General features: G+C 51.1%; 21 protein-coding genes. 17 read left to right on the top strand and 4 right to left on the bottom strand.

The window, feature by feature from the left end; all coding sequences use genetic code 11:
* The first annotated feature begins 31 nt into the window (after window positions 1–31).
* Window positions 32–1615, top strand: a complete 1584-nt coding sequence (locus AC6B99_RS04970) for an SMI1/KNR4 family protein (RefSeq protein ID WP_162241890.1) — start codon at window positions 32–34, stop codon at window positions 1613–1615.
* A gap of 123 nt (window positions 1616–1738) precedes the next feature.
* Here the strand turns inward: AC6B99_RS04970 and AC6B99_RS04965 are convergent, their stop codons facing one another.
* A complete protein-coding gene (locus tag AC6B99_RS04965; protein ID WP_496662899.1) occupies window positions 1739–2068 on the bottom strand; it encodes a hypothetical protein in 330 nt (109 codons plus the stop codon).
* A 1288-nt stretch (window positions 2069–3356) separates the two neighbouring features.
* On the opposite strand from AC6B99_RS04965, the gene AC6B99_RS04960 reads away from it, so the two are divergent.
* The 3 genes from AC6B99_RS04960 (at window position 3357) to AC6B99_RS04950 (ending at window position 5042) form a co-directional block, all read left to right on the top strand.
* Window positions 3357–3713 (top strand): DoxX family protein, encoded by a 357-nt coding sequence (locus AC6B99_RS04960; protein WP_081418748.1) that lies wholly within the window; start codon window positions 3357–3359, stop codon window positions 3711–3713.
* Window positions 3714–3784: 71 nt separating this feature from the next.
* Window positions 3785–4555, top strand: coding sequence for a pirin family protein (locus AC6B99_RS04955; RefSeq protein ID WP_496662898.1), 771 nt, complete (start codon window positions 3785–3787; stop codon window positions 4553–4555).
* Between the two features lie 37 nt (window positions 4556–4592).
* On the top strand, window positions 4593–5042 hold the full coding sequence (locus tag AC6B99_RS04950; RefSeq protein ID WP_056033864.1) for a MarR family winged helix-turn-helix transcriptional regulator: 450 nt from the start codon (window positions 4593–4595) through the stop codon (window positions 5040–5042).
* Between the two features lie 111 nt (window positions 5043–5153).
* Here the strand turns inward: AC6B99_RS04950 and AC6B99_RS04945 are convergent, their stop codons facing one another.
* Complete coding sequence (locus AC6B99_RS04945; RefSeq protein ID WP_496662897.1) at window positions 5154–6509, bottom strand: dicarboxylate/amino acid:cation symporter; 1356 nt, start codon at window positions 6507–6509, stop codon at window positions 5154–5156.
* Window positions 6510–6926: 417 nt separating this feature from the next.
* The gene (locus tag AC6B99_RS04940) at window positions 6927–7808 is read right to left on the bottom strand and encodes a helix-turn-helix domain-containing protein (protein ID WP_496662896.1); all 882 of its coding nucleotides are present in this window, start codon (window positions 7806–7808) and stop codon (window positions 6927–6929) included.
* 355 nt (window positions 7809–8163) lie between these two features.
* On the opposite strand from AC6B99_RS04940, the gene AC6B99_RS04935 reads away from it, so the two are divergent.
* The 6 genes from AC6B99_RS04935 (at window position 8164) to AC6B99_RS04910 (ending at window position 14812) form a co-directional block, all read left to right on the top strand.
* Complete coding sequence (locus tag AC6B99_RS04935) at window positions 8164–8994, top strand: amidohydrolase family protein (RefSeq protein WP_056033872.1); 831 nt, start codon at window positions 8164–8166, stop codon at window positions 8992–8994.
* Window positions 8991–10505, top strand: a complete 1515-nt coding sequence (locus AC6B99_RS04930) for a tagaturonate reductase (RefSeq protein ID WP_496662895.1) — start codon at window positions 8991–8993, stop codon at window positions 10503–10505. The genes AC6B99_RS04935 and AC6B99_RS04930 overlap by 4 nt, the downstream gene beginning before the upstream one ends.
* The gene (locus AC6B99_RS04925; RefSeq protein ID WP_496662894.1) at window positions 10498–12012 is read left to right on the top strand and encodes a UxaA family hydrolase; all 1515 of its coding nucleotides are present in this window, start codon (window positions 10498–10500) and stop codon (window positions 12010–12012) included. The genes AC6B99_RS04930 and AC6B99_RS04925 overlap by 8 nt, the downstream gene beginning before the upstream one ends.
* Window positions 12013–12026: 14 nt before the next feature.
* Window positions 12027–12992 (top strand): aldo/keto reductase, encoded by a 966-nt coding sequence (locus tag AC6B99_RS04920; RefSeq protein WP_494881730.1) that lies wholly within the window; start codon window positions 12027–12029, stop codon window positions 12990–12992.
* Window positions 12989–14035, top strand: coding sequence for a zinc-binding alcohol dehydrogenase family protein (locus AC6B99_RS04915; RefSeq protein ID WP_496662893.1), 1047 nt, complete (start codon window positions 12989–12991; stop codon window positions 14033–14035). The genes AC6B99_RS04920 and AC6B99_RS04915 overlap by 4 nt, the downstream gene beginning before the upstream one ends.
* 210 nt (window positions 14036–14245) lie before the next feature.
* Window positions 14246–14812, top strand: coding sequence for a beta-class carbonic anhydrase (locus AC6B99_RS04910; protein ID WP_056033885.1), 567 nt, complete (start codon window positions 14246–14248; stop codon window positions 14810–14812).
* A gap of 90 nt (window positions 14813–14902) precedes the next feature.
* Here the strand turns inward: AC6B99_RS04910 and AC6B99_RS04905 are convergent, their stop codons facing one another.
* Window positions 14903–15313 carry a VOC family protein gene (locus AC6B99_RS04905; RefSeq protein WP_496662892.1) on the bottom strand — a complete coding sequence of 137 codons (411 nt, stop codon included), beginning with the start codon at window positions 15311–15313 and terminating at the stop codon, window positions 14903–14905.
* Window positions 15314–15682: 369 nt separating this feature from the next.
* On the opposite strand from AC6B99_RS04905, the gene AC6B99_RS04900 reads away from it, so the two are divergent.
* The 7 genes from AC6B99_RS04900 to AC6B99_RS04870 all read left to right on the top strand — a co-directional run bounded on the left by AC6B99_RS04900 (window position 15683) and on the right by AC6B99_RS04870 (window position 26296).
* Window positions 15683–16690, top strand: a complete 1008-nt coding sequence (locus tag AC6B99_RS04900) for a LacI family DNA-binding transcriptional regulator (protein WP_496662891.1) — start codon at window positions 15683–15685, stop codon at window positions 16688–16690.
* A gap of 259 nt (window positions 16691–16949) precedes the next feature.
* Entirely contained in the window at window positions 16950–18647 is a 1698-nt protein-coding gene (locus AC6B99_RS04895; RefSeq protein ID WP_496662890.1) for a glycerol-3-phosphate dehydrogenase/oxidase, read from the top strand.
* Window positions 18648–19029: 382 nt separating this feature from the next.
* Entirely contained in the window at window positions 19030–20607 is a 1578-nt protein-coding gene (locus AC6B99_RS04890; protein WP_494862434.1) for a contractile injection system protein, VgrG/Pvc8 family, read from the top strand.
* Window positions 20608–20638: 31 nt separating this feature from the next.
* Window positions 20639–21796 carry a pentapeptide repeat-containing protein gene (locus AC6B99_RS04885; protein ID WP_496662889.1) on the top strand — a complete coding sequence of 386 codons (1158 nt, stop codon included), beginning with the start codon at window positions 20639–20641 and terminating at the stop codon, window positions 21794–21796.
* On the top strand, window positions 21783–22358 hold the full coding sequence (locus tag AC6B99_RS04880; RefSeq protein WP_496662888.1) for a hypothetical protein: 576 nt from the start codon (window positions 21783–21785) through the stop codon (window positions 22356–22358). The genes AC6B99_RS04885 and AC6B99_RS04880 overlap by 14 nt, the downstream gene beginning before the upstream one ends.
* Window position 22359: 1 nt before the next feature.
* Window positions 22360–23043, top strand: a complete 684-nt coding sequence (locus tag AC6B99_RS04875; RefSeq protein ID WP_496662887.1) for a DUF4280 domain-containing protein — start codon at window positions 22360–22362, stop codon at window positions 23041–23043.
* 22 nt (window positions 23044–23065) lie between these two features.
* Window positions 23066–26296 (top strand): hypothetical protein, encoded by a 3231-nt coding sequence (locus AC6B99_RS04870; RefSeq protein ID WP_496662886.1) that lies wholly within the window; start codon window positions 23066–23068, stop codon window positions 26294–26296.
* Window positions 26297–26310: the final 14 nt, after the last annotated feature.

The following is a 26310-nucleotide window of genomic DNA, read 5'->3' as shown; positions in this document are numbered from 1 at the left end:
TGAAATGGACAAGCGGAAGGATGGAGAAGCGATGAGCATCATCACATATATGGAGGAAATCAAGGAGCTGCTCAAGGAGGAGCTGCCGGAACTGGCGGCATCGTTGAACGGGCCTGCAACGGAAGCGGAAATTGCCCAAGTGGAGTCGCAGCTGGGCCTTTCTTTTCCGGACGACCTGCGGAGCTTGTATTTGCTGCATAACGGCGAGCAGAGTGAGGGGCCGGGCCTGTTCATGGGGCTAAGGTTTCTGTCCTTGGAGGAGCTTGCGTCAGAGTGGCAGGTGTGGGCGGATTTGGAGGCGGACTTTGGCGAGGAAAGCGGCCATTATTCCGTTCCCCTTGGCTGGATAGAGGAACGATACATAAATCGCGGCTGGCTGCCGATCAGCGAGGATGGCGGAGGCAATCATCTCGGTGTAGATATGGCGCCTGCGCCGAGCGGCGTAACGGGCCAGATCATTAATTTTGGCCGGGATGAGGAGACGAAATATGTCATTGCTTTAACGCTCGGCGAGCTGCTGAAATTTGTTCGCGATACGGTCAAGGAAGGGCAGTTCAGCATCAATCGGGATGAGGAGTGGGTATTCTGGAACTATGGTCGGGAAGGGGATGGACATTTCCATGACGCCGTGCGTGCTTTGCCGCTGCCACTAGGGCGTTCAGCTCTAGAAGCTGGCCATGGTGGACTTGAAGAGGTTAGAGCAGTGGGAGCCAATTTGGCAGAGCAGCTGGAGCAATCGCTTAGTGCCGACTGGCTGGCGCGCATTAGGGAAAAGTCCGGCTCGGTCGCTGCTTTTTTGAAGGCGAAGCAGCTTTATTTTATTAAGGAGGGGCTGACTGACGCGGAACCCTTCGCTTATTGCAGTGAAGTGCGGGAGCTGGTGCTAAGCGCCAATGAAATTAGCGATGCTGCACCGCTCAGCGGCTGTACGCAGCTTAAGGTGCTGTACATTGGCGGCAATCCGATTATGGATGTGAGCGCGCTGTCGGAGCTTGCTTATTTGCAGGAGCTGTATTTGACGGGAACTGGTGTTGTGGATATTGCCCCACTGGCTAAGCTGCCAAAGCTTAAAAAGCTGGCGGCTGAAAATGTGCCGATTGTCGATTTTTCACCCCTTGCCCAGTCCAAAAGCTTGCGCCGTCTCGCCGTCTCAAACATCAACGGGGAGCAACTGCGCGCGATCTGTGAATTGGAGCAGCTGCAGGAGCTTTCGATACAAGGCTTCGCGGATGAAGCGGCCAAGCAGCAAATCGGTCTGCTCAGCAAGCTGAAAAAGCTGAAGTCGCTAGAGCTGAAGCAGCTGGAGCTTGATGATCTCACATTCGCAGCCGCGCTTTCCAAGCTGGAAAGCTTGCAGCTGGAGCATACATCGGTTGCAGATATGTCGGCTGTAGCCGAGTGTAGCAGCTTGAAGGAACTTGAGTTGAACGGCTGCGAGCAGCTTGGCCAATTGGAAGCGGTGGCGAAATCGGCCTCGCTGCAGCAATTCGCTGGCAGCTTTGCACAATTTAATGTGCTGAAGGATCTTTTTGCGCAAAAGGTAGATATGAGCAAAATGATCGGCAGCATGACGGACGAAGAAGAGGAAATTTGGCTGGCATATAATAGGGCATAGAGTACCACAACGGGCACAAGGCTGCCCTACCGCGGACAAGGATAATGGAGATAGTGGACTTAAGCATAATGTAATCATAGAACGCGGTTGCAGCCAGGTGAGATTTTTGGCGGCAGCCGCTGTTTAATTCTGGGGATAAAACGGCTTGATTAAGGTATCATCCCATACTTGCACTTCTATATATCTTTCCGGGCCTTTGTCTCCATGGGCATTCCATGCTTGGGGCAGACCGTAGCTTGTTATAATATCGGCGATCTCACTGAGTGTATAAACTTGACCTCGATAGGGCTTCCCGTCGTTGTATCGCATTGCAGGAAATAAATCGCCATAAGTAAAGCTAAGAATGTCAGGTTCAAAGTCATATATGGAAAATGGGATAGCTTTGCCTTGTGGATACCAATCCAGCAGCCAAGGGCACTCTCCAAGAGTCATATAGTGAGGATATTTTTGCAAAGGCTTGCCTCCCTTAACATTGAATAAATCTCTTGCCCTCTCTTCAAGCATACGCCGAATGTCTAGATAATCCGTGGAGCGACTACTTGCAAATCCTCTTTTCTGAGATCGAATTTGTTGAAGAACCTTTTAGGCCTCCTGCGGTTCTAGAGCGGATAGATTGCGAAATGGGCCTGTAGATTCATCGTAATAATGATACAGCTTCATTTTCATCGTCATCATGCTTCACCTCGCCTATTTCTAATTTAATTAGCTGGCTTTAGCATTAATATATCAAATTTATGGAAGGAAATCGTTCAAGGAAATGCAAAAAAAAGAAGTTGGTCAGCTGCTCTTGTTGCTCTTTGTCTAGCGTGTATTCAAGGCAAATCTCGTCTGACTGATTCAAGGTTGGGGAACCGCCGCATTCGATTGTTGCAGAGACCATGGTCGCAGAGCCTTCTGTTACTGAGATCGTTGTTACTGAACCCGCTATTACTGAGATCACTGTCACTGAGCCCGTTGTTACTGAGCCCACTGATACTGAGCCCACTGTTACTAAGACCGTATTACTAAGACCAGTGTTACTAAGTCCATTGTTACTGGGAGCGCTGTTGCCGAGACGTCGCAGTCTGGAACGTTCCCTCCTTCTTTTGGCGGACTGAGTTTCCGCTATTTTGGCTTTTAATCTGATTTCAGACCGTACGCGGACAGGAGATCCGTTATTGCTCTCATTATCCTGTCAAAATAGCTATTTGCAGCGCATTAGCGTCTCCTGAGTCCGCCGCCTATGCCTGAATCCGTGTCTCTGTTAAAATAGCGGCTTCTGAGTCCGTGGCTTATTCCATAATCTGTGAATTTGTTGAAATGGTGGCCCCTGAGTCCGCCGCCTATGCCATAATCTGTGATTCAGTTGAAATAGGCGCTATAGGCGCTGCTGCGTCCACCAAGTCTATTTTTATGCAGGGAGCAAACCGCTGAACCGAGGAGCATGAGGCTGACCTTCATACGTAGGTTCACATTCATGATGGATATCATTCGCGGTAGTAGCGGGAATACGTTTGACGCTGGCTTCAAGCAAAATCCGCTCTGGATCTAATCTGCATCTAATCCGGATCTAATGCAGATCTAATGCAGATCCGCTCTGAATCGGCTCTTGCTTGTTTAAGTTTGCATACAAGCCCTAATATGCAATACCAATTCTCTTTCTAAAAGTCTCTTGACAGTCAATTACTCTAATGTTAGAGTGATTATATTCTAATATTAGATTAAATAATTTAAGAATAAAACGACTAGTGGGGGAATTAAAATGAGTATTGTATCTATTGTGATTCAAGTTTTGTTGGGTCTGGGTTTTCTTATGTTTGGTTTTATGAAGCTGGGCTCGAAGCAAATGGTCGATGAGTTCAAGCGTTACGGCTTGCCTTCCGGCGTTCGGCTGTTCACAGGCGTGGCTGAAATTGCGGCGGCGGCTCTTGTTGTGGCGGGTATTTGGTACAGCGGTCTGGCTGCTTGGGGCAGCTTGCTTATCGTAGTTATTATGGCGGGTGCCATTGCTACTCACCTTAAAGTTAAAGACCCTGGGTCGAAAATGGGCATGCCGCTCGTATTGCTGGTGCTTGGCCTGATCGTATTGCTGCTCAACTGGAGCGCATTGGCGGGCTAATAAGGCAACGAACGTAACCGATTCGTTAAAGCTATGATATTTTCATCCTCATTCAAAGGAGATGCATTCAAATGAAAATACGGATTGTAAGTCCAGATGAGCAGGGCATAGGCGAATTTGACGGGGGCAAAATAAAAGAGCAGAAGCCAATCGGCTTTTCTGGCGAAGGCTCTATTTTCAACCGGCTCGGCCCTTTGTTTTATTGGGCATGGGGACATATCGAGGAAGCGGGCCAAATTGGCGAGCATCCGCATAAGGGCTTTGAAATTTTAACCTATGTGCTGGGAGGCAAGAGCTCCCATCGGGATTCTCTCGGTACGCACAGCGACGTGGGCGAAGGCGGCGTTCAAGTGATGCAGACTGGCTCCGGGATGTGGCATGCAGAAGGCTCGGACGGCCCGGCAGAGCTGTTCCAAATTTGGCTGGAGCCGCATTTAAGCAAGGCGGTGAAACGGGAGCCGATATATAATAAATATACGCATGAGCAATTTCAGCGAACCTCCGAGAATGGGGTATCGGTGAAAACGATTTTGGGCGGGCAATCCCCCATTAAGCTCGTAGCTGATGCAGCAATGGTCGATGTAGAATTGGAAGCCGGGGCGCAGCATACGTACAGCTATTTCCTAGGACGCAGCCGCATTGCGGGCGTATTGGTCATCAGAGGCGAAGGCACGATAGCAAGCGAGCAGGAGATTTCATTTGCAAATAAAGATTTTATAGTGGTACAGTCAGAGGATGGCGGAGAAATACGCATAAGCAATCCAGGTCAGGAACGCCTGCGCTTCAGCATCATTGACGTTCCGGCAGAGGTAGATTACCCGCTGTACAACAAACCGTGGTAACGGGTTTATTTTAGACGGGAAAGGAGGTTGGGTATAGATGTATCAAGCAGATGAGCGCACCGGGCTGGACTTGAGGCTGTTCCGTGTATGGAGCAAAGCTTCTATGGCCGTATTCGGAAATGTCAAAAAAGACATCGCAAGCCACGGCATTGAGCCGGAGCAATTCATTATTCTTGAGCTATTATACAGCAAGGGGCCACAGCCAATTACGAAAATTGGCGAAACCTTCTCCATTCCAACCGGAAGCATTACTTATGTCGTAGACAAGCTGGAGAAAAAAGGATACGTCAAGCGGCATCCTAGCCCGACCGATCGCAGAGCTTCCAATGCCGCGCTTACCGAATCGGGCACGCAGCTGTTTAATGAAATTTTTCCTAAGCATGCGGAAATGATTTCACGCAGCATGTCATTCATTGATGACTCGGAGAAAGAGCTGCTGATCCAGCTGCTCAAAAAAATCGGGCTTGGCGCAGAACAGCTAAGCTGATGCTTGTATAACGGCAGAGCTAATTCCGTCTAGTACCGAAAAAGGCCAATAGCCCCGCTAAATCATGAAGGCAAGCTTCGTGATCTAGCGGGGCTATTTTTCATAGGCATATTAAGCGGGGCTTAGTTCAAGCTCATCATTATCGTTGCTGTTAAACACATCGCGATCCAGCTCGCCTTCGGCTTGAGCGACGAGCACGGAAGTGACCGTCGTTCCCGTTGCATTGACAGCTGTGCGGCCCATATCAATAAGCGATTCGACAGCGACGACAAGTGCCAGTCCTTCCAGCGGCAGGCCAACGGCAGTGAGAACGACAGTTGTCGAGATGGAGGCAGGGCCCGGAACGCCAGCAACACCGATCGACGAAATGACGCTGACGAGCACGATCAGAATATACTCGGTAACGCCGAGCGGAATGCTGTAAATATGCGATACGAATACGGCAACTACGGCAGGCCATACGCCGCCGCAGCCGTTGAAATTCATCGTGGCGCCAAGCGGAGCGACGAAGCTGGCAACTTTAGGCGATACGCCGAGGCGCTTCGTAATGACCTCCAAATTGATTGGCAAAGTTGCGTAGCTGCTGCGTGTCGTAAACGCGACTGCAATGGTCGGATACGCCTTCTTGAAAAACCGCAGCGGATTCAGCTTGGCAACGAAGGAGATCAATCCGCCAAATACGAGCACGAAATGCAAAATGAGGGCAATGTAGGTGACGATAATAAGCATGCCGAGCGGTTTTAAGGTTTCAAGGCCATATTTGGCGGCCATCACGGCAATTAGCGCATAAACGCCGTATGGCGTGAAGCGAAGCACGAATTTGACGACCTGATGCAGCACCTCGGTGAGCGAGGCGAACAGCGCTTTGACAGGCTGGACGGCATCGGGCTTCTTCGCGCCAACCTTGACGATAGCAAGGGCGATGAAGATGGCGAAGATCAGCACCGGAAGCACCTTGCCGGTTGCCGCTTCATTAATCGGATTGGAAGGCACCTGGTCCAAAATAACCTGGAAGAAGCTCGGCACCTCCCTAGCCTCAAAGCCTTCCGGCGAAGTCGCTTCAAAAGTGCCTGCCGGGTTCAGCGCTACGGCAACGAGCAGGCCGATAATAGCGGCAACGCCTGTGGTGGCGAGAAACCAAGACACGGTCTTGATGCCGATCTTTTTCAGGAAAGCGATATTGGTGATGGAAATAATGCTGTTTACGACGAGCACGAAGACGAGCGGAATAACGATCATGCGAATTAAGCTGATATAGATGGAGCCGATGGTGCCGACCCCTTCAAATTGCAGCTCGAATTTATTGAAAATAATGCCGGCGACAAGTCCAAGGCCAAGCGCCAGCAGCACCCTCGTGCCGAAGCCTACGCGTTTCTTTGCGAGATAATAAAGCGCGGCGAGAATGACTGCCGATACGAGCAGCGATATCCAGTTGTTCTGAAAAGCGGCTACTAAATTGTTTTCCATCTTCAACATCCTTTCAGCTATGACGAGCAAGAATGTTATATAATTCCTACCTGTTTACTAAGTATTATAGTACGAAATGTAATATAGCACTCGTCTTTCGCTTCTGTCAATTATAAATTTGGCAAAAAAGAGGGAAACCGCTTACTTGCGGCTCCCCTCCTCAAATTCTTATTATGCTTAGATTTCTCCGCGAAACGGAAGCTTTGCCGCCAGAGGACGGCGATCGCCGTTTACGCTTGAAATATAGGAAAGGATATGATTTTTCCATCCTATCTCTATATTTCTACGCGAAACGGAAGCTTTGCCGCCAGAGGAGGCGACTGCCGTTTACGCTTGAAATATAGGAAAGGATATGATTTTTCCATCCTATCTACTACGCGAAACGGAAGCTTTGCCGCCAGAGGACGGCAAAGCCGTTTACGCTTGGTCTGCTGGCGTTGCTTTTTTATAGGCCGCAGGCGTTTGCCCGGTTACTTTTTTGAACATGCGGTGAAAATGGGGCAGGCTCTCGAAGCCGCAGGCGTCGGCAATGAGCCGAATGTTCTCGTCGCTTGCCAGCAGCAGCTCCTTGGCGCGAATAATGCGCTTCGCCGTCACATAGTCGGTGACATTCATGCCGGTGAGCTGCTTAAATACGCGGGAAAAATGGGCTGGCGTGACCGCCGCCATTTGCGCCAATACGGACAAGCCGAGCGGGACATCGGGATGCTCATCAATATAGTGGAGAATGTTCCGCATCCACAACGGACCAATCAGCGGGCCATCCGCCTTGGCATATTCGCGGCTGCTCGCAATAATCTGGCGGTTCATCAGCAGCAAAATATGCTCCAGCTGCAGCAATATCGCCTGCCGATAGCCGGGCTGCTGCTCGCGCTGCTCCAGCTCAAGCTCATCAATGAGCTGCACCAGCTTAAGCTGCTCCTGCGTTGTCGGCTCAAATTTGTAGCGTTTATGCTTTTTGGCATGGTCGAAGCAGCGCAAATACGAGAAGGTATCTCCGAACGACGCCGTCTGGACGAATAAGGTGCTGAAAAAAATCGCCGTCGACGTCACCGGCTCCTCCTTGTCGGGAAACGAGCGATGTATCGTATTGCCCGGAATAATGAATAAATCGCCAGGCTTCATATCGTAAAAGGTTTGGTCAATAAAAAAAGTGCCTTTGCCCTCATAAATATAGACAAGCTCATACCAGTCATGCAGATGATCGGGCAGCTCCGTCTGCCAATGCTTGCGGTCACGGTAGACGAAATCGAAAGGAAATGAGCTGCCAACCTCGAACGGCTTGCGAAACGGCTTCATAAGCGAACGACTCCTCCTTGCGCCAGCATGGGCTAAGCGCGCAATGTTTCTATAGTCCAGCATAGCAAAAATCAAAATACAGTACAAATATGCAGGAATACGTTATTTTTAATATCATTATTGGCATTTATAATGAGATCAAAGGGATAGATAGCAGCGGGCGCAGGTTTCTGATTTAGAGCAGCTGCTGCTATGAAAACGTTAACAATTTTATGTTCATTTTAAAATATAGGAAAGTATATGATTTTGCTATCCTTTCTCTATATTTCTCGGACTGAAATGCGCTGCGCCGCCAAAGGACGGCGAAAGCCGTTTCACCTTGTGTGAAAATATCGTTTTATAGGGGGCAGCAACGATGAGGATTGATGCGCATCAGCATTATTGGGCAATTGAGCGGGGCGATTACGGCTGGATTACACCAGAGGTACCCGTGCTTTACCGCGATTTTGGACCTGAGCATTTGCAGGCAAGCCTGAATCGGCATGGCATTAGCCATACGATCGCAGTGCAAGCCGCTCCAACGCTGGCTGAGACCGATTATTTACTCGCGCTGAGCGATCGCACGGAGTCGATTGCGGGAGTTGTCGGTTATCTCGACCTGTTCGATCCCGAGCATCTAAGCCATTTCGAACAATTTGAACGTCATCAGCGGTTCGTGGGGTTCCGCGTGATGATTCAAGAGCTGCAGGATGCGGGTGTGATTTTGCAGCAGACGTTCGTTGAGGCGCTGAAGGAGTATGAGCAGCGGGATACGCCTATTGACCTGCTCCTCACCTCGCATCAGCTTGATTCGCTCGTTCAGCTTATGAAGCAGGTGCCGAATTTGCGCGGTGTTATCGATCATTTGGCGAAGCCGCGTATTGCGGCGGGCGAGCTTGATCCTTGGCGCAGCCAGCTGACGGAGCTGGCGCGTTATCCGAAGCTGTATTGCAAGCTGTCGGGAATGGTCACAGAGGCGAGCCACGATAGCTGGCGGCCGGAGCATTTTATCGCTTATATTCGCCATGTGCTGGAGGTTTTTGGCCCGGACCGGGTCATGTTCGGCAGTGATTGGCCGGTGTGCCTGCTGGCGGCGGGCTATGATGAAGTTGTGGATGTGCTGGAGCAGGCGCTGCCAGCCTCTTGGGGAGATGCGGAGCGAAGCAAGCTGTTCGGACTAAATGCAAAGGAGTTTTATAAACTATGAGCCAGTTAAATAAGACGCTTCTGGGACAGGAAGACCGCGAACGGTACGAGGCGGTTCAAGCAGGGAAAATAACGGTGCTGCAAATCGGCGAAGGCAACTTTTTGCGCGGCTTTGCCGATTGGATGCTGCAGGAATGCCATAAGCAGGGGCTGTTCGGCGGTGGAGTCGCGGTGACGCAGCCGCGTCCAGGAGGCAAGCCGAAAATTGACGCTTTGGCCAAGCAGGATGGCCTTTATACGCTGGTCATTCGCGGATTGGAAAATGGCGCGGCTGTTGAGCGCAAGGAAGTCGTCACCGTATTTGCGAAAGCATTCGATCCGTATTCGGAGTGGGAAGCGCTGGTGCAGCTTGCGGAAAGCAAGGATTTGCGTTTCGTCGTTTCCAACACAACAGAAGCTGGACTTGCCTACAGGCCGGAGCCGCTGCAGGAAGGCCAGCCGATTCAGTCTTACCCGGGCAAGCTTGCTTATTTGCTGTATCGCCGTTTTCTCACATTCGAAGGCGCTGCGGGCAGCGGCTTGATCTGCCTGCCTTGCGAGCTGCTGGAACGCAATGGCGACGAGCTGAAAGCTTGCGTCCTGCGCTATAGCGAGGATTGGGGCTTTCCGCAGGCGTTCAAGGAATGGGTGGAGCAGGACAATCGCTTCTTGAACTCGCTTGTAGACCGGATCGTGACGGGCTACCCTGATGAGCAGCAGGCTCAGCAATGGTTTGCAGAATGGGGCTATGAGGACCCGATGCTGACGACAGCGGAGCCGTACCATTTTTGGGCGATTGAAGCGGAGCCGGAGCTGGATGAGCAGCTGCCGCTGCGTCGGGCAGGGCTGAACGTGCATTTTGTAGAGGATTTGAAGCCGTTTCAGCTGCGGAAGGTGCGGATACTGAATGGCGCCCACACGCTGATGACGCCGCTTGCGCTCGTCCATGGGCTGGAGCAGGTGCGCGAGGTGATGGAGCATGTGGAGTTTGGCCCCTACGTTCGTGATGCAGTCGAACAAGAGATCATTCCTGCGCTGCCGCTGCCCGAGGGCGAGCTTAAAGATTATGCAGCTGCGGTGTATGAGCGGTTTCTCAATCCGTTCATTCGCCACCGGCTCGCCGATATTGCAATGAACAGCATCAGCAAGTTCAAGGTCAGGCTGCTGCCATCGCTGCTGGATTATGCAGATCGCGGCCAGCCAGTGCCTGTACGGCTGGTGCGCGCTTTTGCCGGATTGCTGCGCTACTATAAAGTAGAGAGCGATGGAGCAGGCTCATATACAGGTACGGATTTGCTCGGCACCGTCTACACGGTACGCGACGATGCCGGAGCATTAGCGGCGCTCGCAGCGGCGTGGGCTTTGGAAGACGCTGGTCAAGGCTCAGCAGCAGCGGCGGGCTCGGCACAAGCGCAAGCAGAGCGGCTGCTGGCGCTAAGCGAGCTATGGGGACGCGACTTGCAGGCAGTGCCAGGCTTGGTGGAAGCGGTAGCTTCACAATTAGAGGAACTGGAGCGTGGTGCACATGAATAACTGGGTTCGGCTTAATGAGAAGGATCAGGTCGTTATTGCGCTTACGCCGCTTTCCCAAGGGGATAAGCTGACACTTGAAAATGGCAGGGAGCTGGAACTGCTCGAAGACGTGCCGAAAGGGCATAAAATCGCCTCTACTCCAATTCCACAGGACGCGCATGTACTCAAGTTTGGCTATTCCATCGGCATCGCCAAGTCGGATATTTCAGCAGGCAGCTGGGTGCATACGCATAACATTGGAACAGGGCTGAAAGGATTTTTGGAATATTCGTATGATCCGGCAAAGGGCCGCGAGGAATCGGCAGCGCCAGCTGCGAGCTCGGCGAATCGTGCGAACCAGACGTTTCAAGGCTATGTGCGGGATGGCGGCGAGGTCGGCATTCGCAATGAGATTTGGATTATTAATACGGTCGGCTGCATTAACAAAACCTGTGAAATCGTTGCGCGGCGCGCTGATGCGATGTATGCGGGCCGCGTCGATGGCGTTTATCATTTCGCCCATCCGTTTGGCTGCTCGCAGCTTGGCGATGATCTACAGCATACACAGAAGCTGCTTGCTTCGCTTGTGAATCATCCGAATGCGGCAGGCGTGCTCGTTATGGGACTCGGCTGTGAAAATAACCAGATCGACCTGTTTAAGCAGGCGATTGGCGACTACAATCCGGAGCGCGTCAAGTTTATTAAGTCGCAGGAGGTTGAAGACGAGCTGGAGGCTGCGCTTGAGGAAATCGACGCTCTCGTCGAATTCGCAGAACGCTTCAAGCGGGAGCCGGTACCGGTTGCGAAGCTCAAGCTGGGACTTAAATGCGGCGGCTCGGACGGCTTGTCCGGCATTACGGCGAACCCGCTTGTCGGAACGGTATCCGATCGCTTGATTGAAGCGGGCGGAACGGCGATTTTGACCGAGGTGCCGGAAATGTTCGGTGCGGAAACGATATTGATGAATCGCGCAGACAATGAGCAGGTTTTTGGGAAAATCGTGCATTTGATTAACGACTTTAAGCAATATTTTATCCGTCATGATCAGGAAATTTATGAAAACCCTTCGCCGGGCAACAAGGCTGGCGGCATCAGTACGCTGGAGGAGAAGTCGCTTGGCTGTACGCAAAAGGGCGGTCACGCGCTGGTCAAGGACGTTGTGCCTTACGGAGAGCGGATTTCGCATACAGGCTTGAATTTGCTTGAAGCGCCGGGCAATGACCTCGTATCGGTAACGGCTTTGTCTGCGGGCGGCGCGCATATCGTGCTGTTTACGACAGGTCGGGGAACGCCGTTTGGCGGCCCGGTTCCGACAGTGAAGATCGCGACGAACAGCGAGCTGGCGGGACGCAAAAAGAACTGGATCGATTTCAACGCAGGACAGCTGCTCGAAGGCAAGACGATGAATGAGCTGACCGATGAGCTGTGGGATCAGCTGCTGGCGCTCGCTTCAGGCGAAGCGAAGACAAATAATGAACGCAACGGCTTTAAGGAAATTGCGATTTTCAAAGACGGCGTTATTTTGTAATCGGAGGGAAAAGGATGAAATATCGCAAATTAGGCAAAACCGGACTGGATGTATCGGTACTCAGCTTCGGCGCATCTTCCCTCGGTTCAGTATTCCGGGAGACGAATGAGGAAGAAGCGATTCGTACCGTTCACAGCGCTTTGGATGCGGGCATCAACTATATCGACGTTTCGCCGTATTACGGACTGACGAAGGCGGAGACGGTGCTCGGCAAGGCGATTAAGGAGCTGCCCCGAGACAAGTTTCTGCTCTCAACTAAAGCAGGCCGATACGGCGTGGACAGCTTCGATTTTTCCGAAAGCCGGATTATTAGCTCTCTTGAAGAAAGCTTGCAGCGGCTCAATACGGATTACGTTGATTTTATGTTCCTTCACGATATTGAGTTCGTTTCGCCTGAGCATGCGGCACAGGGCATTCCAGCGCTGCAAAAGCTTAAGGAGCAGGGTAAAATCCGCCATTATGGCATTTCCGGCTTGCCGCTGCAGCTATTCGAGAAATGGCTGCCGCATACGGAAGTCGATGTCATTTTATCCTATTGCCATTATTCATTAAATGATACGTCGCTGCTCGGCCTGCTGCCGCTCATTGAGCAGCACAATGTCGGCTTGGTCAGCGCGTCACCGTTGTCGATGGGTTTGCTTGGCACGAGAGGCACGCCTGATTGGCATCCAGCGAGCGCCGAGCTGAAGGCAGCCTGTCTGCGTGCTGCCGAGCATTGTGCAGCGCAAGGAATCGATATTGCGAAGCTGGCGATGCAGTTTGCAGTAGCGAATGAGCAAATTCCGACGACGCTGGTCAGTACAGCGAATCCAGAAAATATCCGCCGCAACGCGGCATGGATAGAGGAGCCTATGGACGAGCGGCTGCTTAAGGAAGTGCTTGAATTGCTGGCGCCCGTTGCCAATGAAAGCTGGCTCAGCGGCTTGCCGGAATATAATGAGAAAATCGGCATCGGCGGGCAAAGGAGCACGACATCATGAAAGCCATTGTATGCGAGCAGCCAGACAGCCTCAAGCTGACGGAGCAGGAGCAGCCTGCTTTTGGCGGCGGCAGCGGTGAAGGTCCATTCGCAGCTGGCCCGGAGGATGCTATTATTCGCATTCGCCGCATCGGCATTTGCGGGACAGATATGCATGCCTACAAAGGCAATCAGCCTTTCTTTCAATACCCTCGAGTTCTCGGACATGAGCTGGCGGCTATTGTAGAAGAGGTTGGCGAAAATGTAGCCGGGCTTGTGCCAGGCGATCAAGTCAGTGTCATTCCATATATGCACTGCGGTACTTGCATCGCATGCAGACGCGGCAAAACAAATTGCTGCACCGCCATGCAGGTGCTGGGCGTTCATAGGGATGGCGGCATGCGCGAGCTTATTGCGGTTCCCGCTACCCATCTGATTAAGACGGATGGCTTGACGCTGGACGCGACGGCGATGCTGGAGCCGCTTAGCATCGGCGCCCATGCTGTGCGCCGTGCGGAGCTGGAAGCGGGCGAGACCGTGCTCGTCATCGGAGCAGGGCCGATCGGGCTTGGCGTCATGGCGTTTGCCAAGCACCGGGGAGCGCGTGTTATTGCGATGGATATTAATGAGGAGCGGCTTGCTTTTTGCAAGGATTGGGCTGGTGTTGATGAAACGGTTCATGCCTTGCAGCAGCCGAAAGAGCGGATCGCTGAGCTGACAGAGGGAGAATTTCCAACCGTCGTATTTGACGCAACGGGCAATGCCCGTTCGATGACGGATGCCTTCGGCCTGACAGCGCATGGCGGCAAGCTGGTCTATGTTGGACTCGTGAAGGCGGATATTGCCTTTCATGATCCCGAGTTTCACAAACGCGAGCTGACGCTAATGGGAAGCCGCAATGCAACGCGTGAGGATTTCGATATCGTCATTGAAGCGGTATCCAGCGGCAGCGTTAACGTAGACCGATTAATTACGCATCGCTCGTCCTTTGAAGGCATGCTTGATGTATTCGACGAGTGGCTGAAGCCGGAGTCGAAGGTCATTAAAGCGGTAGTCGAACTATAACCTGCTTGTTGCTATTGCTCATCATGTACGACTTATGCTAAAGTAAGTTTAGCTTTTCTGATCCTGTGTGAGCTAAGCTTACGTAGATGGCATCGGCTGTGCAGGAATGATAATGAAGGGAGAGCTGCGGCTCTTCTTTTTTTATATATAGACAGGCTTTTATCCATGGGATAAAGGGCTGTCTGGCAATAGCAGAGGGGGAAATGAAGGATGAGTATTGTAAATGATTTATTGTCATATAATGAGAAATTTGTTGAGGAAAAACGTTATGAACAGTTTCTGACCGACAAGTTTCCAGCGAAGAAGCTGGCGATTTTGACGTGTATGGATACTCGTCTTGTTGAGCTGCTGCCGCAGGCGCTGAATTTGCGCAATGGCGACGCCAAAATCATTAAAAACGCCGGCGCGATTTTGACTCAACCGTTCGGTAGTGCGATGCGCAGTATTTTGGTCGCTGTCTATGAGCTGGGCGTAGAAGAAGTGCTCGTTATTGGGCATCACGGCTGTGGCATGAACAATTTGGATACGCAGGGCATGGTCAATAAATTCAAGGAAAACGGCATTTCCGAAGTCGTTATCGAGACGCTGGAGAGCTCCGGCATTAAGATGGACCGTTTCTTGAAGGGATTCGATAAGGTAGAGGAAGGCGTCATGGACAGCATCGGCATTATTCGCAACCATCCGCTGATGCCTGCGCATATTCCTGTGCACGGCTTCGTTATTGATCCGGAGACAGGACGCCTTGATCTGGTGGATGAAGGATATAAGAAGGAATAATTTATTCGAAAAAATAGCATGTAAGCAAGCCCCTTTCGCATGAAGCGAGAGGGGCTTGTTCTTGTATGCTTAAGTTATGTGTACGTGGAGTTAAGCTTGACTCGTCTTCGCAGCCGTCGTAATCATCCACGGAATGCCGAATTTGTCATCCAGCTGTCCGAACAGCGAACCCCAAAATTCCGGACTCAGCTCTTTTTTCACCGTTCCGCCCTCTGACAGCTTACTGAAAGCTTCATGAGCTTCCGCTTCGCCTTCGAATTCCAAGCTTAGATTAATAGCATTTCCATGGGTCAGCTTCTGGTACACAGCATCGCATAACATGAAATGAACACCAGCGGCCTTCATCTCAAGATGAAGAATTCTGTCCTTTGCATCCTCTTGCGTATTTGGCAAATCCCCGAATTTCATAATGGAGATGATTTCCCCTCCAAGCGCCTGAATATAAAAATCAGCCTGTGCTTTAGCATCCTCCGAGAAAAAATAAGCAGTGAGCTTCGCCATTGTTCAGCTTCCTTCCCATTATGAAATGTATAGACTTGTACCTTATTTAGTATAGCCTATTTTTCGGAAATATCTTTATTTTTGATTGTTATGAGAATATTTCATTCAAGGAACTCGGAAGCTCCGTCAAGGAATAAGCCGCCTGAGCTGAATTTCCGTAAGGAGGAGCTTATTAGGTTGGTCGGGGCAGACTAATTTACTGAGGATTGGCCCGAGGAGCAGATGGTGCAAATCAAGTTTTTTCGCGGACATGACCTGTGTCCATATGCTAGTATTGTAATAAATCCCTGTTAGTTAGGTGGCGGTAAAGCCTGATGGTGCAGCGGATGTACATTCACTGGATCTTGGGGCAGGAAAGGGTATGATGAAGTGGCAACAATTAAAGATATTGCGCAGCTGGCGAGCGTCTCAATCGCAACGGTATCGCGGGTGTTGAATTATGACCCTTCGCTGTCGGTTGGAGACGATACACGCAAGCGGATTTTTGAAATTGCGCAGGAGCTGAATTATAAAACGCTGCGCGAGCGCAATGGCACAGCAGCGAAAGAAATGACACGAATCGGCATCGTGAACTGGTATTCCGATCAGGAAGAGATGCTTGATCCTTATTATATGGCGGTGCGGCTCGGCGTGGAGCGGGAATGCTTTCAGCGCCAAATGGAAGTTGTCAAGCTGTTCCGGCAGGAGCGTTCGTATTATAAAGAATGGGTCGGCGAATTGGACGGCATGATTGCGATTGGACGTTTTGAGAAGGAAGACCTCGACATGTTCCCCGCTTCTATGGACAAAATCGTATTCGTTGACTCTTCGCCGGACGATCAGCGCTTTGACTCGGTCATTATTGATTTGCGCAAATCGGTGACTGAGGTGCTGGATTATCTTGTCCATTTGGGCCATCAGCGAATCGGATACATTGGCGGGCATAATATCGTTAATAATAAGCGGGTACGCGATGAACGCGAAGTGACACTGTGGGACTATTTGAAAAACAAAGATATTTTTCATCCCCAATTTATTTTCACCGGTGAAAATTTGTTTGCCGAGGATGGTTATGTGCAGATGTCCCGTGCGATTGAGAGCGGGGAGCTGCCGACAGCCTTTTTTATCGAAAATGATTCCATGGCTGTTGGCGCTTTGCGTGCCCTGCATGAGGCGGGAATTGAGGTGCCGGGCGCGGTGTCGCTCGTCGGCTTCAATGATATTCCGATCTCGGAATTTGTCCAGCCGCCGCTGACGACGGTCAAGGTGCATATGGAATATATGGGCGAGACGGCGGTAGAGCTGCTCGCGGAACGTATGACCACGAAGCGATCAATTCCGAAAAAGGTCGTGATTCCGACGGCTTTGACGATTAGGAGCAGCTGCTCAGACGTATAATAACAGGGTGAAAAAGGCTCATCGCTGCATGAATGGTTTGGCTTCCCTTGCGGTTACCCCTCTTCAGCCTGTTTACGAGCAGGCCCCGTTATGATATAATGTGGGCATAAGTTAATATTCGGTCGGAGAAACGGAGACACCGCAGAAACCTTTTGCATTGCGCTAGATATTGCGCAGCTTAAGGTGTTTGCGGTTTTTTCGTTTTCTTTTTTTTTTTCAGGATATTGCATAAGGACTAGCTGAAAAGGTGGAATAGACGATGAGCAAACAGACAGGATCGGCAAAACAAGGTGCTTTTAGCGCATTAAATAGGGAACAGCTTTATCGCAGTCTAGGCGAGGAAACCTTCGATTTGCTCGTTATCGGCGGCGGCATTACGGGAGCAGGCATTGCGCTTGATGCCCAGACGCGCGGTATCAAGACAGCGCTTGTAGATATGCAGGATTTTGCGGCGGGGACATCGAGCCGTTCGACGAAGCTTGTTCACGGCGGTCTGCGTTATTTGAAGCAGCTGGAAATCGGCGTTGTAGCGGAAGTTGGCAAAGAGCGTGCGATTGTATATGAGAACGGGCCGCATGTGACGACGCCCGAGTGGATGCTGCTGCCTTTTTACACAGGCGGCACCTTCGGCAAATTCTCGACCTCGCTCGGCCTGCGCGTGTATGATTTTCTGGCTGGCGTTAAACGCGGCGAGCGCCGGAAAATGTTCAGCGTAGACGAGACGATGAGCAGAGAGCCGCTGCTGAAGCGCGAAGGCATGAAGGGCGGCGGCTATTATGTGGAATACCGCACCGATGATGCGCGTCTGACGATTGAAGTGATGAAGAAGGCTGTAGATATGGGCGCTCTGGCGATCCCTTATGTGAAGGTGGAATCGTTCATTTATGAGGATGGCAGAGTTGTTGGCGCTAATGTGCGCGATCTGCTGTCTGGAGCCGAGAGCAAGGTGCGTGCCGTTAAGGTTGTCAATGCGACAGGCCCATGGGTCGATACGCTGCGTGAGCAGGATGGCTCGAAGCAGGGCAAAACGGTTCATTTGACTAAAGGCGTGCATTTGGTATTTGACCAATCGCGCTTCCCGCTGCACCAAGCGGTGTATTTCGATACGCCAGACGGACGTATGGTGTTCGCGATTCCGCGTGACGGCAAAACGTATATCGGCACGACCGATACGAACTATAAGGCAGATAAGGCGCATCCGCGCATGACGAAGCAGGATCTGGACTATATTTTGCAGGCGGCGAATTTCATGTTCCCTTCGATCAAGCTGAAAGCCTCCGACGTGGAATCGAGCTGGGCTGGCCTCCGTCCGCTCATTCACCAAGAAGGCAAAGACCCTTCGGAAATTTCGCGTAAGGATGAGGTATTCGTCGCAGGGTCTGGACTGATCTCGATTGCAGGCGGCAAGCTGACGGGCTATCGCAAAATGGCGGAAAGCGTCGTGAACACGGTAAGCACGCAGCTCACAGCGGAAGGCCGCAGCGGCATTCGCCCAAGCGGCACGAAAAATCTGCCCTTGTCGGGCGGCGACTTCGGCGGCTCCTCCCATTTCCCAGCCTTCGTTACCAAGAAAACGGAGGAGGGCGTTCGTGCGGGGCTGTCTCGTGCAGAGGCTGAGCGGCTTGCCCGCCATTTTGGCACCAATGTGGACCGGGTCATTGGCCTTATCCCGCAATACAAGGACCAGGCAACAGCTAGCGGCCAAGGGCTTCCGCTCAGCCTGCGCATTGAGCTGATGTACGCTCTGGAATATGAGCTGACGACGAAGCCGGCGGATTTCTGGATTCGCCGTACTGGCAATCTGCTGTTTGACCGCGCTCGCGTTCTGCAGTGGAAGGAAGCGGTGCATGCCGAGATGGCCGCGCTGTTCGGCTGGTCGGAAGAGACGAGCGCAGCTTATGCTGCCGAGCTGGAGCAGGAGCTGCATTATGCAGTGACGCCAGTGAAGCAAGAATAGGAACTATCAGAAGTAGCAGTAGCAGTAGCTGTAGTAGTAGCAAAATTAAAGTGAATGAGCATCACAATAACAGCAATATAGCGGTAATATAGCGGCAAAACGGACAACAGCCAGTATGTATGCACAAGCCGCTGCCGCCTACTAAATAAGCTTCCTTTATACACCATTCGTGTATGAAGGGGGCTTATTTTTTTGATGCCTTTTTATTGAAATTAAGGTTGTTCTATTAATAAACAAACTTAAAAAGTCGATATATATTTTATTATTATAGTATAAGTATGTAAATTAGTCCTGTTATATATCATTTAGACTGTAACATTATTCCCTGTACTATAACTTTATGGTACAGCTGGAGCTTAGGCAGATTGAAGGAGATGACATAATGGCCTTATTTTCCGTTAGCTATGAAGAATTGCGAATACTTCCTTTTGACATGAGATTGCATCATGTGCTGCTCGTCAAGAAAGTTCATGATCACGCCAAATTGACGTTTACGGGCATCATTCCGGAGGAAAAGGAGGATTATTATGTTCGAATGGCGGATGATCAAACCCCTATCGAGCTTCTTTATACCGAAAAAAGCGGGAAGCAGCATCGGCTGTTTCATGGCATGATCATGAAGCTCCACGTTCGCGTAGAAAACCACGTTTATTGGCTGGAGGCGGAAGCCGTGTCGCATACACACGCGATGGATCTCAAGCCGCAAACCCGCTCTTTCCAAAATCAAGCGATGCTCCTCCCTGATCTCATGCAGCAAATCAGCAGCTATTATCCCAAAGGACAAACGTTCAATACGTTCGATGAAAATAAAAAGCTCGGTGCCTATACGCTGCAATATCAGGAAACCGACTGGCAGTTTTTGAAGCGTCTCGCTTCCCGCTATCATTCGGTGCTTGTTCCAGTTACGACCGAGGATTGCATCCGCGTGTATATAGGCATTCCAGACAATCGGGACGCTGGCAAGATAGAGGCGACGCACTACCGGATGTACAAGGACTTGGTTGCTTATAAACAAGAAGCGTCAATGGAAAAGTCCGGCCTTAGCGAGCAGGACTATATTTGCTACGAAATCGTGCTGAACAATCGGGTGCTTGAGCTGGGCGATAAAGTGACGTTCAAAGGGCATAAGCTTCATGTATTTGAGGTGCGCACGGAAATGCAGCAGGGGCTGCTCAGCCATCGGTATACGCTTTGCTTGAAGAGCGCGGCTTATCGCCGCAAGCGGCATAATGCCAAGCTGATTGGCGCGTCGATTTCGGGGAAAGTGATGGAGGTTGTGCGCGACGAGGTGAAGGTGCAGCTTGATTACGATCAGAACTGGAGCCTTGCCATTGCCAGCCCATTCCCTTATTCCACCATGTATGCATCGGACGACCAGACGGGCTGGTACTGCATGCCGGAGAAAGGCGACAGCGTGCGGATTTATTTTCCGAATGCGAAGGAGGCCGAAGGGATTGCGCTTAGCTCGGTGCGGAAGAAGGTGCCGGAGGAAGCGATGAGTGCGGCGGTTTCGTCTGGGTCAGGAAGTGGCGGGGCGTCCGGATCGGCTGGATCAACAGGCGGGAAAAGCCAAAATGTAACGACGACGGTCGTACAGCAGGAGCAGCTGCAGCCGGTCATTAATTACGATAAGGATTTGAAGGACGATTTGATGGCGAATCCGAATACGAAGTTTTTGCTGACGCCAACAGGGCAAAAGATCACGTTCGAGGAAGATAAAATCACCATCACGGGCGCGACCGGAGGTGCCACGATTACGCTGACAAGCGCAGGCACGATCATTTTGAACTGTGAAAATAAAATTATGCTGCAAGCGAGCAAGCAGATAGAGATGGTTGGCGAATCGATCATGATGGTGGCGAACCAGATCGAAATGTCCACGAAGGATGGCAACGGAGGAATTACGATTGACCAAGGCCAGGTCGTCATTAAAGGGATTGAAGTGCTGATGAATCAGTAGGGAATGAACACCATAGATAGGAGAACAAGCGATGCACGATATGGAAGTGTGGCAGCATTTTTTAGAAGAGGATGTTATCCCGCAGCGCAATGCGCAAATTCGGGCGTTGCATCATTATTATGTGAAAAATAAAGCGTTGATCGCGGCAGAATTCACCGCGCTGTTTGACCGATTTTGCCAAGCGGTGCTGGCTCGGCAGCAGGAAGGGCTTTTGCAGAAATGTGCCTATATCCACATCTCCTTGCTGCGGACAAGTCTGAGCGAAGGGCATCCGGTCTATATGCTGGAAGCGAGTGACAGGGAGACGGATGGCAAGGTGGGGCTGACTTCTTTTCGCTATGAGGCGGGGTGGATTTATGGCTTCGCAGAGGCTTGGGATCAAGGCTGCGAGGAGCGGCGCAAACGGTATATGAACCGGATTGAGCGCCATTCGTTTGAGGTTTGGATGAAGGAGCAGCTGTATCCGTTTCATGTATATATGGTGCATGCGGCGCGGTATGCGATGGATGCGATTCGGGAGCTGGCTTCTTTTCAGGAGATGGAGAAGGATGATTCGTTTGAGGTGCGCGTAGGCGAATACCGGGATCAGGAGGTTAGCGAGTCGGTCTATTGCGTGAAGGAGCGGCAGCGGACGTCGATTACGTGCAAGGGCTGGCTGGAAAACAAGCTGGATCAGGACTATATCTATGAGCATATCGCGGGCGTGAACCTCATGCGTGGGGAGTACGAAGGAATCGATGTGAATTATACGAGATTTGAAGAGGTGACGCTGACGGGCAGCACGCTTGCGAACAGCCGGATGCTGGGCACAAGATTCGAGCGGTGTGTGTGCGATCAGGCGGATTTTCAAGATTGCCTCTTATATGATGCCGATTTTCGCCATTGCGACCTGACCTATGCGCGGTTCGATGGCGTCCTCGGCAATCGGGACTATGTGGCAGAAGAGCATGGTCTGGTGTTCGGGATGAACGGCGTGCAGTTCCAAGGGGCAGACCTGACGTATGCGAGTTTTCGGGGTGCGAAAATCGCGGCAGACTTTACGGGAGCCGAGCTGCTCGAGGTGGATTTCACCGGCGCAGATTTAACAGGCAGCCGCATGCTGGAGCGGGATGCGCTGCGGGTAGAGCTGACGGAAGAGCAGCGGCAGATGATTTACTGGGTAAAGGAGCCGGTGCATGAGCATGCGTAGAGAGTGGGCAGGAGAAGGGGAATGGCATTCGCATGAGCTGGAGCGCACGGAATATTTCGTGCTGGAGCATGATCGGCGCTTGCCGGCGAACGGGGCGAACCTGGCTTTTCCCGAGCGGATGCTGAGAGGGTACCGCTATGCGGAGCAGCAGGAGATGGTGTACGTCAAGAAGGGAAGTCGGCTGAATCCGGGTTGTATGATTGAAAACCCGCTGCTGCTCGTAGGCGCTGAGCTGCGGGCGGTCGTCAGCCGAATGGTTCCGAATATTGGCTATAAGAGCGTCATCGTCATGGATTTGGAGCAGCGGGGGCAGTTTTTTTATGACTGGATGGATGTGCAGGAGGTGCCTTGCTTAGCGCCAGAACGGACCGTGACGGAAAACGGGCGAGTGAGCAAAATGTGGGTCGATCAAAGGGCGCTGCAAGATGCTGCGATTTTCCAGATTCCATACTACCGCAGCCGTGTGCTGGTGGTGCGTGTAGATATAGCGGAGGGGCTGCTGCGGAAAAGCTTGTATGGGCTGAGTGTGAGACGAATTGAGTTGGTAGGGGGAATCGGTTGAAATGGATCATAGGAAAACCATCTTGAAAAAAGCGACACTTAAGGGCTTGCTGGAGTCTCCATGGCGAAGCGAGGATACGTATGTGACGGCAGGGGCGTATATGTATTGCTCCTACGGTTCGCACGAGGAGGTGCTGAATAAGCCGGAGCCGAATGGCATTTATATTAACGGCAGCCCGATGCTGACTGTGGAGGATTGCAAAGTGTCCCTGTCAACGCCCAATACCATTGAGGGAATCCCCTTTGATCGTATGGGGCAAGAAATTGATGGGAATTTTTATTCCTTTGGCTTTTGCAGAAGTGATCAACATCCAATGAAGCTGGCGGAATCAGCAGGTGCGGGCATACCTTCGGATCCCTCATATATCATTGATACAGATCCAGAGGAGCCTACTTTTAACCTGCCTGTTTACCCCTGTGCGCCCAAGCTGATGGAAGCTCCGGCTCCATCGGGAGCACCATTTAAATCTGCGCCGCCGATGGGGCTGCCAAGCGGATTGCCATCGCTTAGTGCGATGCTGGAGAAGCTGAAAGGGCCGCAATGGACAAACGGCAGCCCAAGTGTATCGATTCAAGGGGCAGCTGCGTTAACGAGCAAATCTTGTTTGTTTTGCCAGTATGGAGGACAAATTCGTTTGCTGACCAATGGGATGGATCCGGCACCTCCGGAGTTTTCCGTGAGATAAGGAGAAGAAGGGAGGTGACAGCATGGAAGTGAACTATGAAGGAGACGGCTACCAGCTGGTATGGCCTTATAAGCTTAAGGCCGTGCGCAGCTTTCGCATCGAGCGGAAGTTCAATGCACATGCGAAATGTACCTTTACAGCGGAAATGACGGAAGAGGAAGCTGAAGCCTGTATAGGCAGAAGCAGCTTCGAGGACAGCCTATTCATGCGGAGACCCGCTGAGCCCAAGGCGGAAAGCTGGTTTGCCGGGGGCATTACGCATGTAGATATTGAAATGGAGGATGGCATTCCGCATGTGAAGGTTGAGGCGCTGTCGCGCACGTATGCGATGGATTTGGAGCCGAAAAATCGGTCATATCAGAATAAGCATTTGACGTATACGGACGCGATTCTGCAATTGGTCAAGAACTATCCCCGCGGAGATGCGCAAAATATGGCGACGAGCGATCAAGCGACTCTTGGCTCCTTGATGGTCCAGTTCGAGGAGACGGATTGGCAGTTTTTGAAGCGGTTGGCGTCTCGGGTGGGTACGGTCATTTTGCCGGATGTGGTGATGGATACCCCGCGCGTGTATTTCGGCGTACCGGACTTGTCCTGGGGGAAGGAGCTGAAGGCGAAGCGTTATACGGTTCTGAAAAATCGCGCTGCCTATGAAGAGCTGAAAGCCCATGCGGAAGGCAGTGATGCGGATCGTATTCATGAAGCGGACTTCGTCAGCTACCGCATAACCAGCGAGCAATTTTGCCAGGTTGGGGACGATGTCGTATTCAAGAAGCAGATGTGGGTCGTGGCCGAGTCGGTCATCAGCTATGCCTCAGGGCTGCTGACCTATGAATATGTGCTGGTCCGGCGCCAGACGCTGAGGCGGAAATCCCGGCAAAATGAAGGGATTCAGGGTGTGTCTCTGGAAGGTCGCGTTGTGAAGCGGGCGAACAATATGGTCAAGGTGCATCTGGATATCGACAACGCACATGACGAGCAGGGGAATTGGTGGTTCCCGTATTCCGGGGAAGGCAACAATATGTTCCACGTGCTGCCCGATGAGGGTGCGCGGATAAAGGTTTATTTTCCAAACGGTGTGGAAAAGAAAGCGATGGCGATCAACTCGGTGCGAGGCGGAAGCGAGGAGATGAAAAGCCGGACGGTGTTCCAGAAGCCGACGACGAAGGTGTTTGAATCGCCGGGAGCGGCCAAGATGCAGCTGGGGGACGATGGGGTTCTTTTTGAAAAAGGAACGGTCAGCCTGCATTTGGATGGCGGAAACATTACGGTGAACGCCAGTGAAGATGTGCTGCTGGTCGCGGGCAATAAGGTGGAGCTGGGCAGCGGGAGTGAGAAAGGGATCCTCGAGTCGATTCGGATGCGGGCGACGAGTCAGGTCGCTTTGCAAACAAATGCGGACCATTATGTGCTGATCAGCGATAACCGGGTCGGCATCAAGAGCAGCAAGCTGGATTTTCAGAAGGTGGAGGTGCCGTTCACCGAGCTGCTGACGGATGAAGAAATTGAGCAGATGTATTTGGATGAGCAATTTTCCGAGCAGTTGGCTGCGAATATGGAGCAAGAAAAGCAGAAGTATAATGGGGCTCCGATATCGGAGGAATATTTGTACCAGAAGGTTCATCCTGCCACCAAGGAGCAAATGAAAAATGATCCGAACTTAGGCGCTAAAGCGAAGGACTGGGTCAAGACTCAATCGACGGAAAAGCAGCAAGAGTTTTATCAGAAACAGTATGGTCCGAAAACGAGTGAACCAAGCAAAGATAAAGAGGCTGAACAGGCGAAGCAGCAGCAGCGATATGATCAGCAGGATCGGGATCGAACGGCGGTTTATCAGTGGAAAAAAGAGTCAGTCGCTATTAGGGAGAAAGGGGAGAAGGAAGGGAAGTCGCAGGCTGAAATTCAGTCGATGCTGCCCGCGCTCCCCGTGCTTTCCGCTAGCGGGTCGCAGGAAAGCGGCGGCTTGTCGGGGATGATTCATCAGGCGCTGAATACGTCAGGTGCCCAGCATTTTATGGAGCTAATTGCCCCAATAGCAGATGCTTGGGCGTTGGAAAACTTGATTCCGCAAAAGCCGGAATACCTGAGCAAGCAAACGGTAAAAACGGTATACTTATCTCGTTATACGTATCAGGAATTAGAACTGAACCCCCAGATACTGATGGCACAAATGAACATCGTTTTTGGTACCGTGGCCATCGTTCTGGCTATTGGAACGGGTGGGGGATCGTTGTATGTCTTAGCGATAGCGGATGGTGTTTTAGGGGCGGCAATGGTTACGGTGAATGGAATGAAGGCGTACGCCTTATCTCACGGAAATGTAGATACGCCCCTATTGGATCTGGAGCAGAAAATACTGGATGACCTAGGAATTACCTTGGCGGTCGTGAATTTAGCACTCCTGCTGAAGCATGGTGTATATACGGTAGCTAACAAGATGGCGAATGGTCGAAATATAGCAGCGGTGGATGATGCATGGACAGCGTTCAAGCTGGATAATGTCAAACCGCCTAAACCGAAGGAGCCACCTGAGCTGCCGAAAACGAAGACAAAAACGAAGACAAAAACGAAAGAGCCTTCAAAAGGCGGACCTGGTGTAAATCAGCCGATAGATGAGTATGATGATGCGTTGATTTATCAGGGGGCAGGTAAGGGAAGACAGGAGCCTCCGAGTGCAACGGGTGGGACAGTTGAGGGTACGGGGAAAATTAATTATTTAACCGATCCTGCGGAAATGAAACCATATATTATACCTCCTAAAGATGGATTTGATGCATTATTGGAAAGGGAATATATTGAGATAAGAAGGATTGGGTTAGATGACATATCTATAGTAGCAAAGAATACTGGTTTAACAGAGAAAGAAATAAGTGATATGAAAAAACATTTATTTCTTGACACACATCAGCTATCAATAGAAGGTGCTCCTTATAAAGAACTATACTTTAAAGCTGATCCAGATATTGCACATGCTTGGAAATTAGCTCAAACTAGAGAGTTTACAGCTTCAGAAAAAAAATGGTTTAGACAACTAGCGAATCATGAGTTGAAGGAAAAAGAATTAATTGATAAGGGGATGCCTTTAATGGATCGTTCTACCTGGGATCCCAAATCTGAACGATTTCATCCTGATCCTGAAAAAAATGCACATGATAAAGCAAATGTCACTGATCCCAATCCTAAGAGTTTTCCAGAACATGACTATTATAAAGATTTTGATAGGCACTTTACTGATGACAAGGATAATTACTAATAAGAGGTGATAGA

This window comes from Paenibacillus liaoningensis, assembly GCF_059609455.1.
The sequence above is the reverse complement of the archived record's forward strand: the minus strand, read 5'-3'. Positions and strand labels throughout refer to the sequence as shown.

Coding starts and splice junctions, on each gene's coding strand:
- AC6B99_RS04945 (WP_496662897.1), bottom strand. CDS start 6,509: ATGGAAAACAATTTAGTAGCCGCTTTTCAGAACAACTGGATATCGCTG.
- AC6B99_RS04950 (WP_056033864.1), top strand. CDS start 4,593: ATGTATCAAGCAGATGAGCGCACCGGGCTGGACTTGAGGCTGTTCCGT.
- AC6B99_RS04890 (WP_494862434.1), top strand. CDS start 19,030: ATGGCCTTATTTTCCGTTAGCTATGAAGAATTGCGAATACTTCCTTTT.
- AC6B99_RS04935 (WP_056033872.1), top strand. CDS start 8,164: ATGAGGATTGATGCGCATCAGCATTATTGGGCAATTGAGCGGGGCGAT.
- AC6B99_RS04960 (WP_081418748.1), top strand. CDS start 3,357: ATGAGTATTGTATCTATTGTGATTCAAGTTTTGTTGGGTCTGGGTTTT.
- AC6B99_RS04930 (WP_496662895.1), top strand. CDS start 8,991: ATGAGCCAGTTAAATAAGACGCTTCTGGGACAGGAAGACCGCGAACGG.
- AC6B99_RS04925 (WP_496662894.1), top strand. CDS start 10,498: ATGAATAACTGGGTTCGGCTTAATGAGAAGGATCAGGTCGTTATTGCG.
- AC6B99_RS04870 (WP_496662886.1), top strand. CDS start 23,066: ATGGAAGTGAACTATGAAGGAGACGGCTACCAGCTGGTATGGCCTTAT.
- AC6B99_RS04880 (WP_496662888.1), top strand. CDS start 21,783: ATGAGCATGCGTAGAGAGTGGGCAGGAGAAGGGGAATGGCATTCGCAT.
- AC6B99_RS04910 (WP_056033885.1), top strand. CDS start 14,246: ATGAGTATTGTAAATGATTTATTGTCATATAATGAGAAATTTGTTGAG.
- AC6B99_RS04915 (WP_496662893.1), top strand. CDS start 12,989: ATGAAAGCCATTGTATGCGAGCAGCCAGACAGCCTCAAGCTGACGGAG.
- AC6B99_RS04970 (WP_162241890.1), top strand. CDS start 32: ATGAGCATCATCACATATATGGAGGAAATCAAGGAGCTGCTCAAGGAG.
- AC6B99_RS04885 (WP_496662889.1), top strand. CDS start 20,639: ATGCACGATATGGAAGTGTGGCAGCATTTTTTAGAAGAGGATGTTATC.
- AC6B99_RS04905 (WP_496662892.1), bottom strand. CDS start 15,313: ATGGCGAAGCTCACTGCTTATTTTTTCTCGGAGGATGCTAAAGCACAG.
- AC6B99_RS04940 (WP_496662896.1), bottom strand. CDS start 7,808: ATGAAGCCGTTTCGCAAGCCGTTCGAGGTTGGCAGCTCATTTCCTTTC.
- AC6B99_RS04895 (WP_496662890.1), top strand. CDS start 16,950: ATGAGCAAACAGACAGGATCGGCAAAACAAGGTGCTTTTAGCGCATTA.
- AC6B99_RS04955 (WP_496662898.1), top strand. CDS start 3,785: ATGAAAATACGGATTGTAAGTCCAGATGAGCAGGGCATAGGCGAATTT.
- AC6B99_RS04920 (WP_494881730.1), top strand. CDS start 12,027: ATGAAATATCGCAAATTAGGCAAAACCGGACTGGATGTATCGGTACTC.
- AC6B99_RS04875 (WP_496662887.1), top strand. CDS start 22,360: ATGGATCATAGGAAAACCATCTTGAAAAAAGCGACACTTAAGGGCTTG.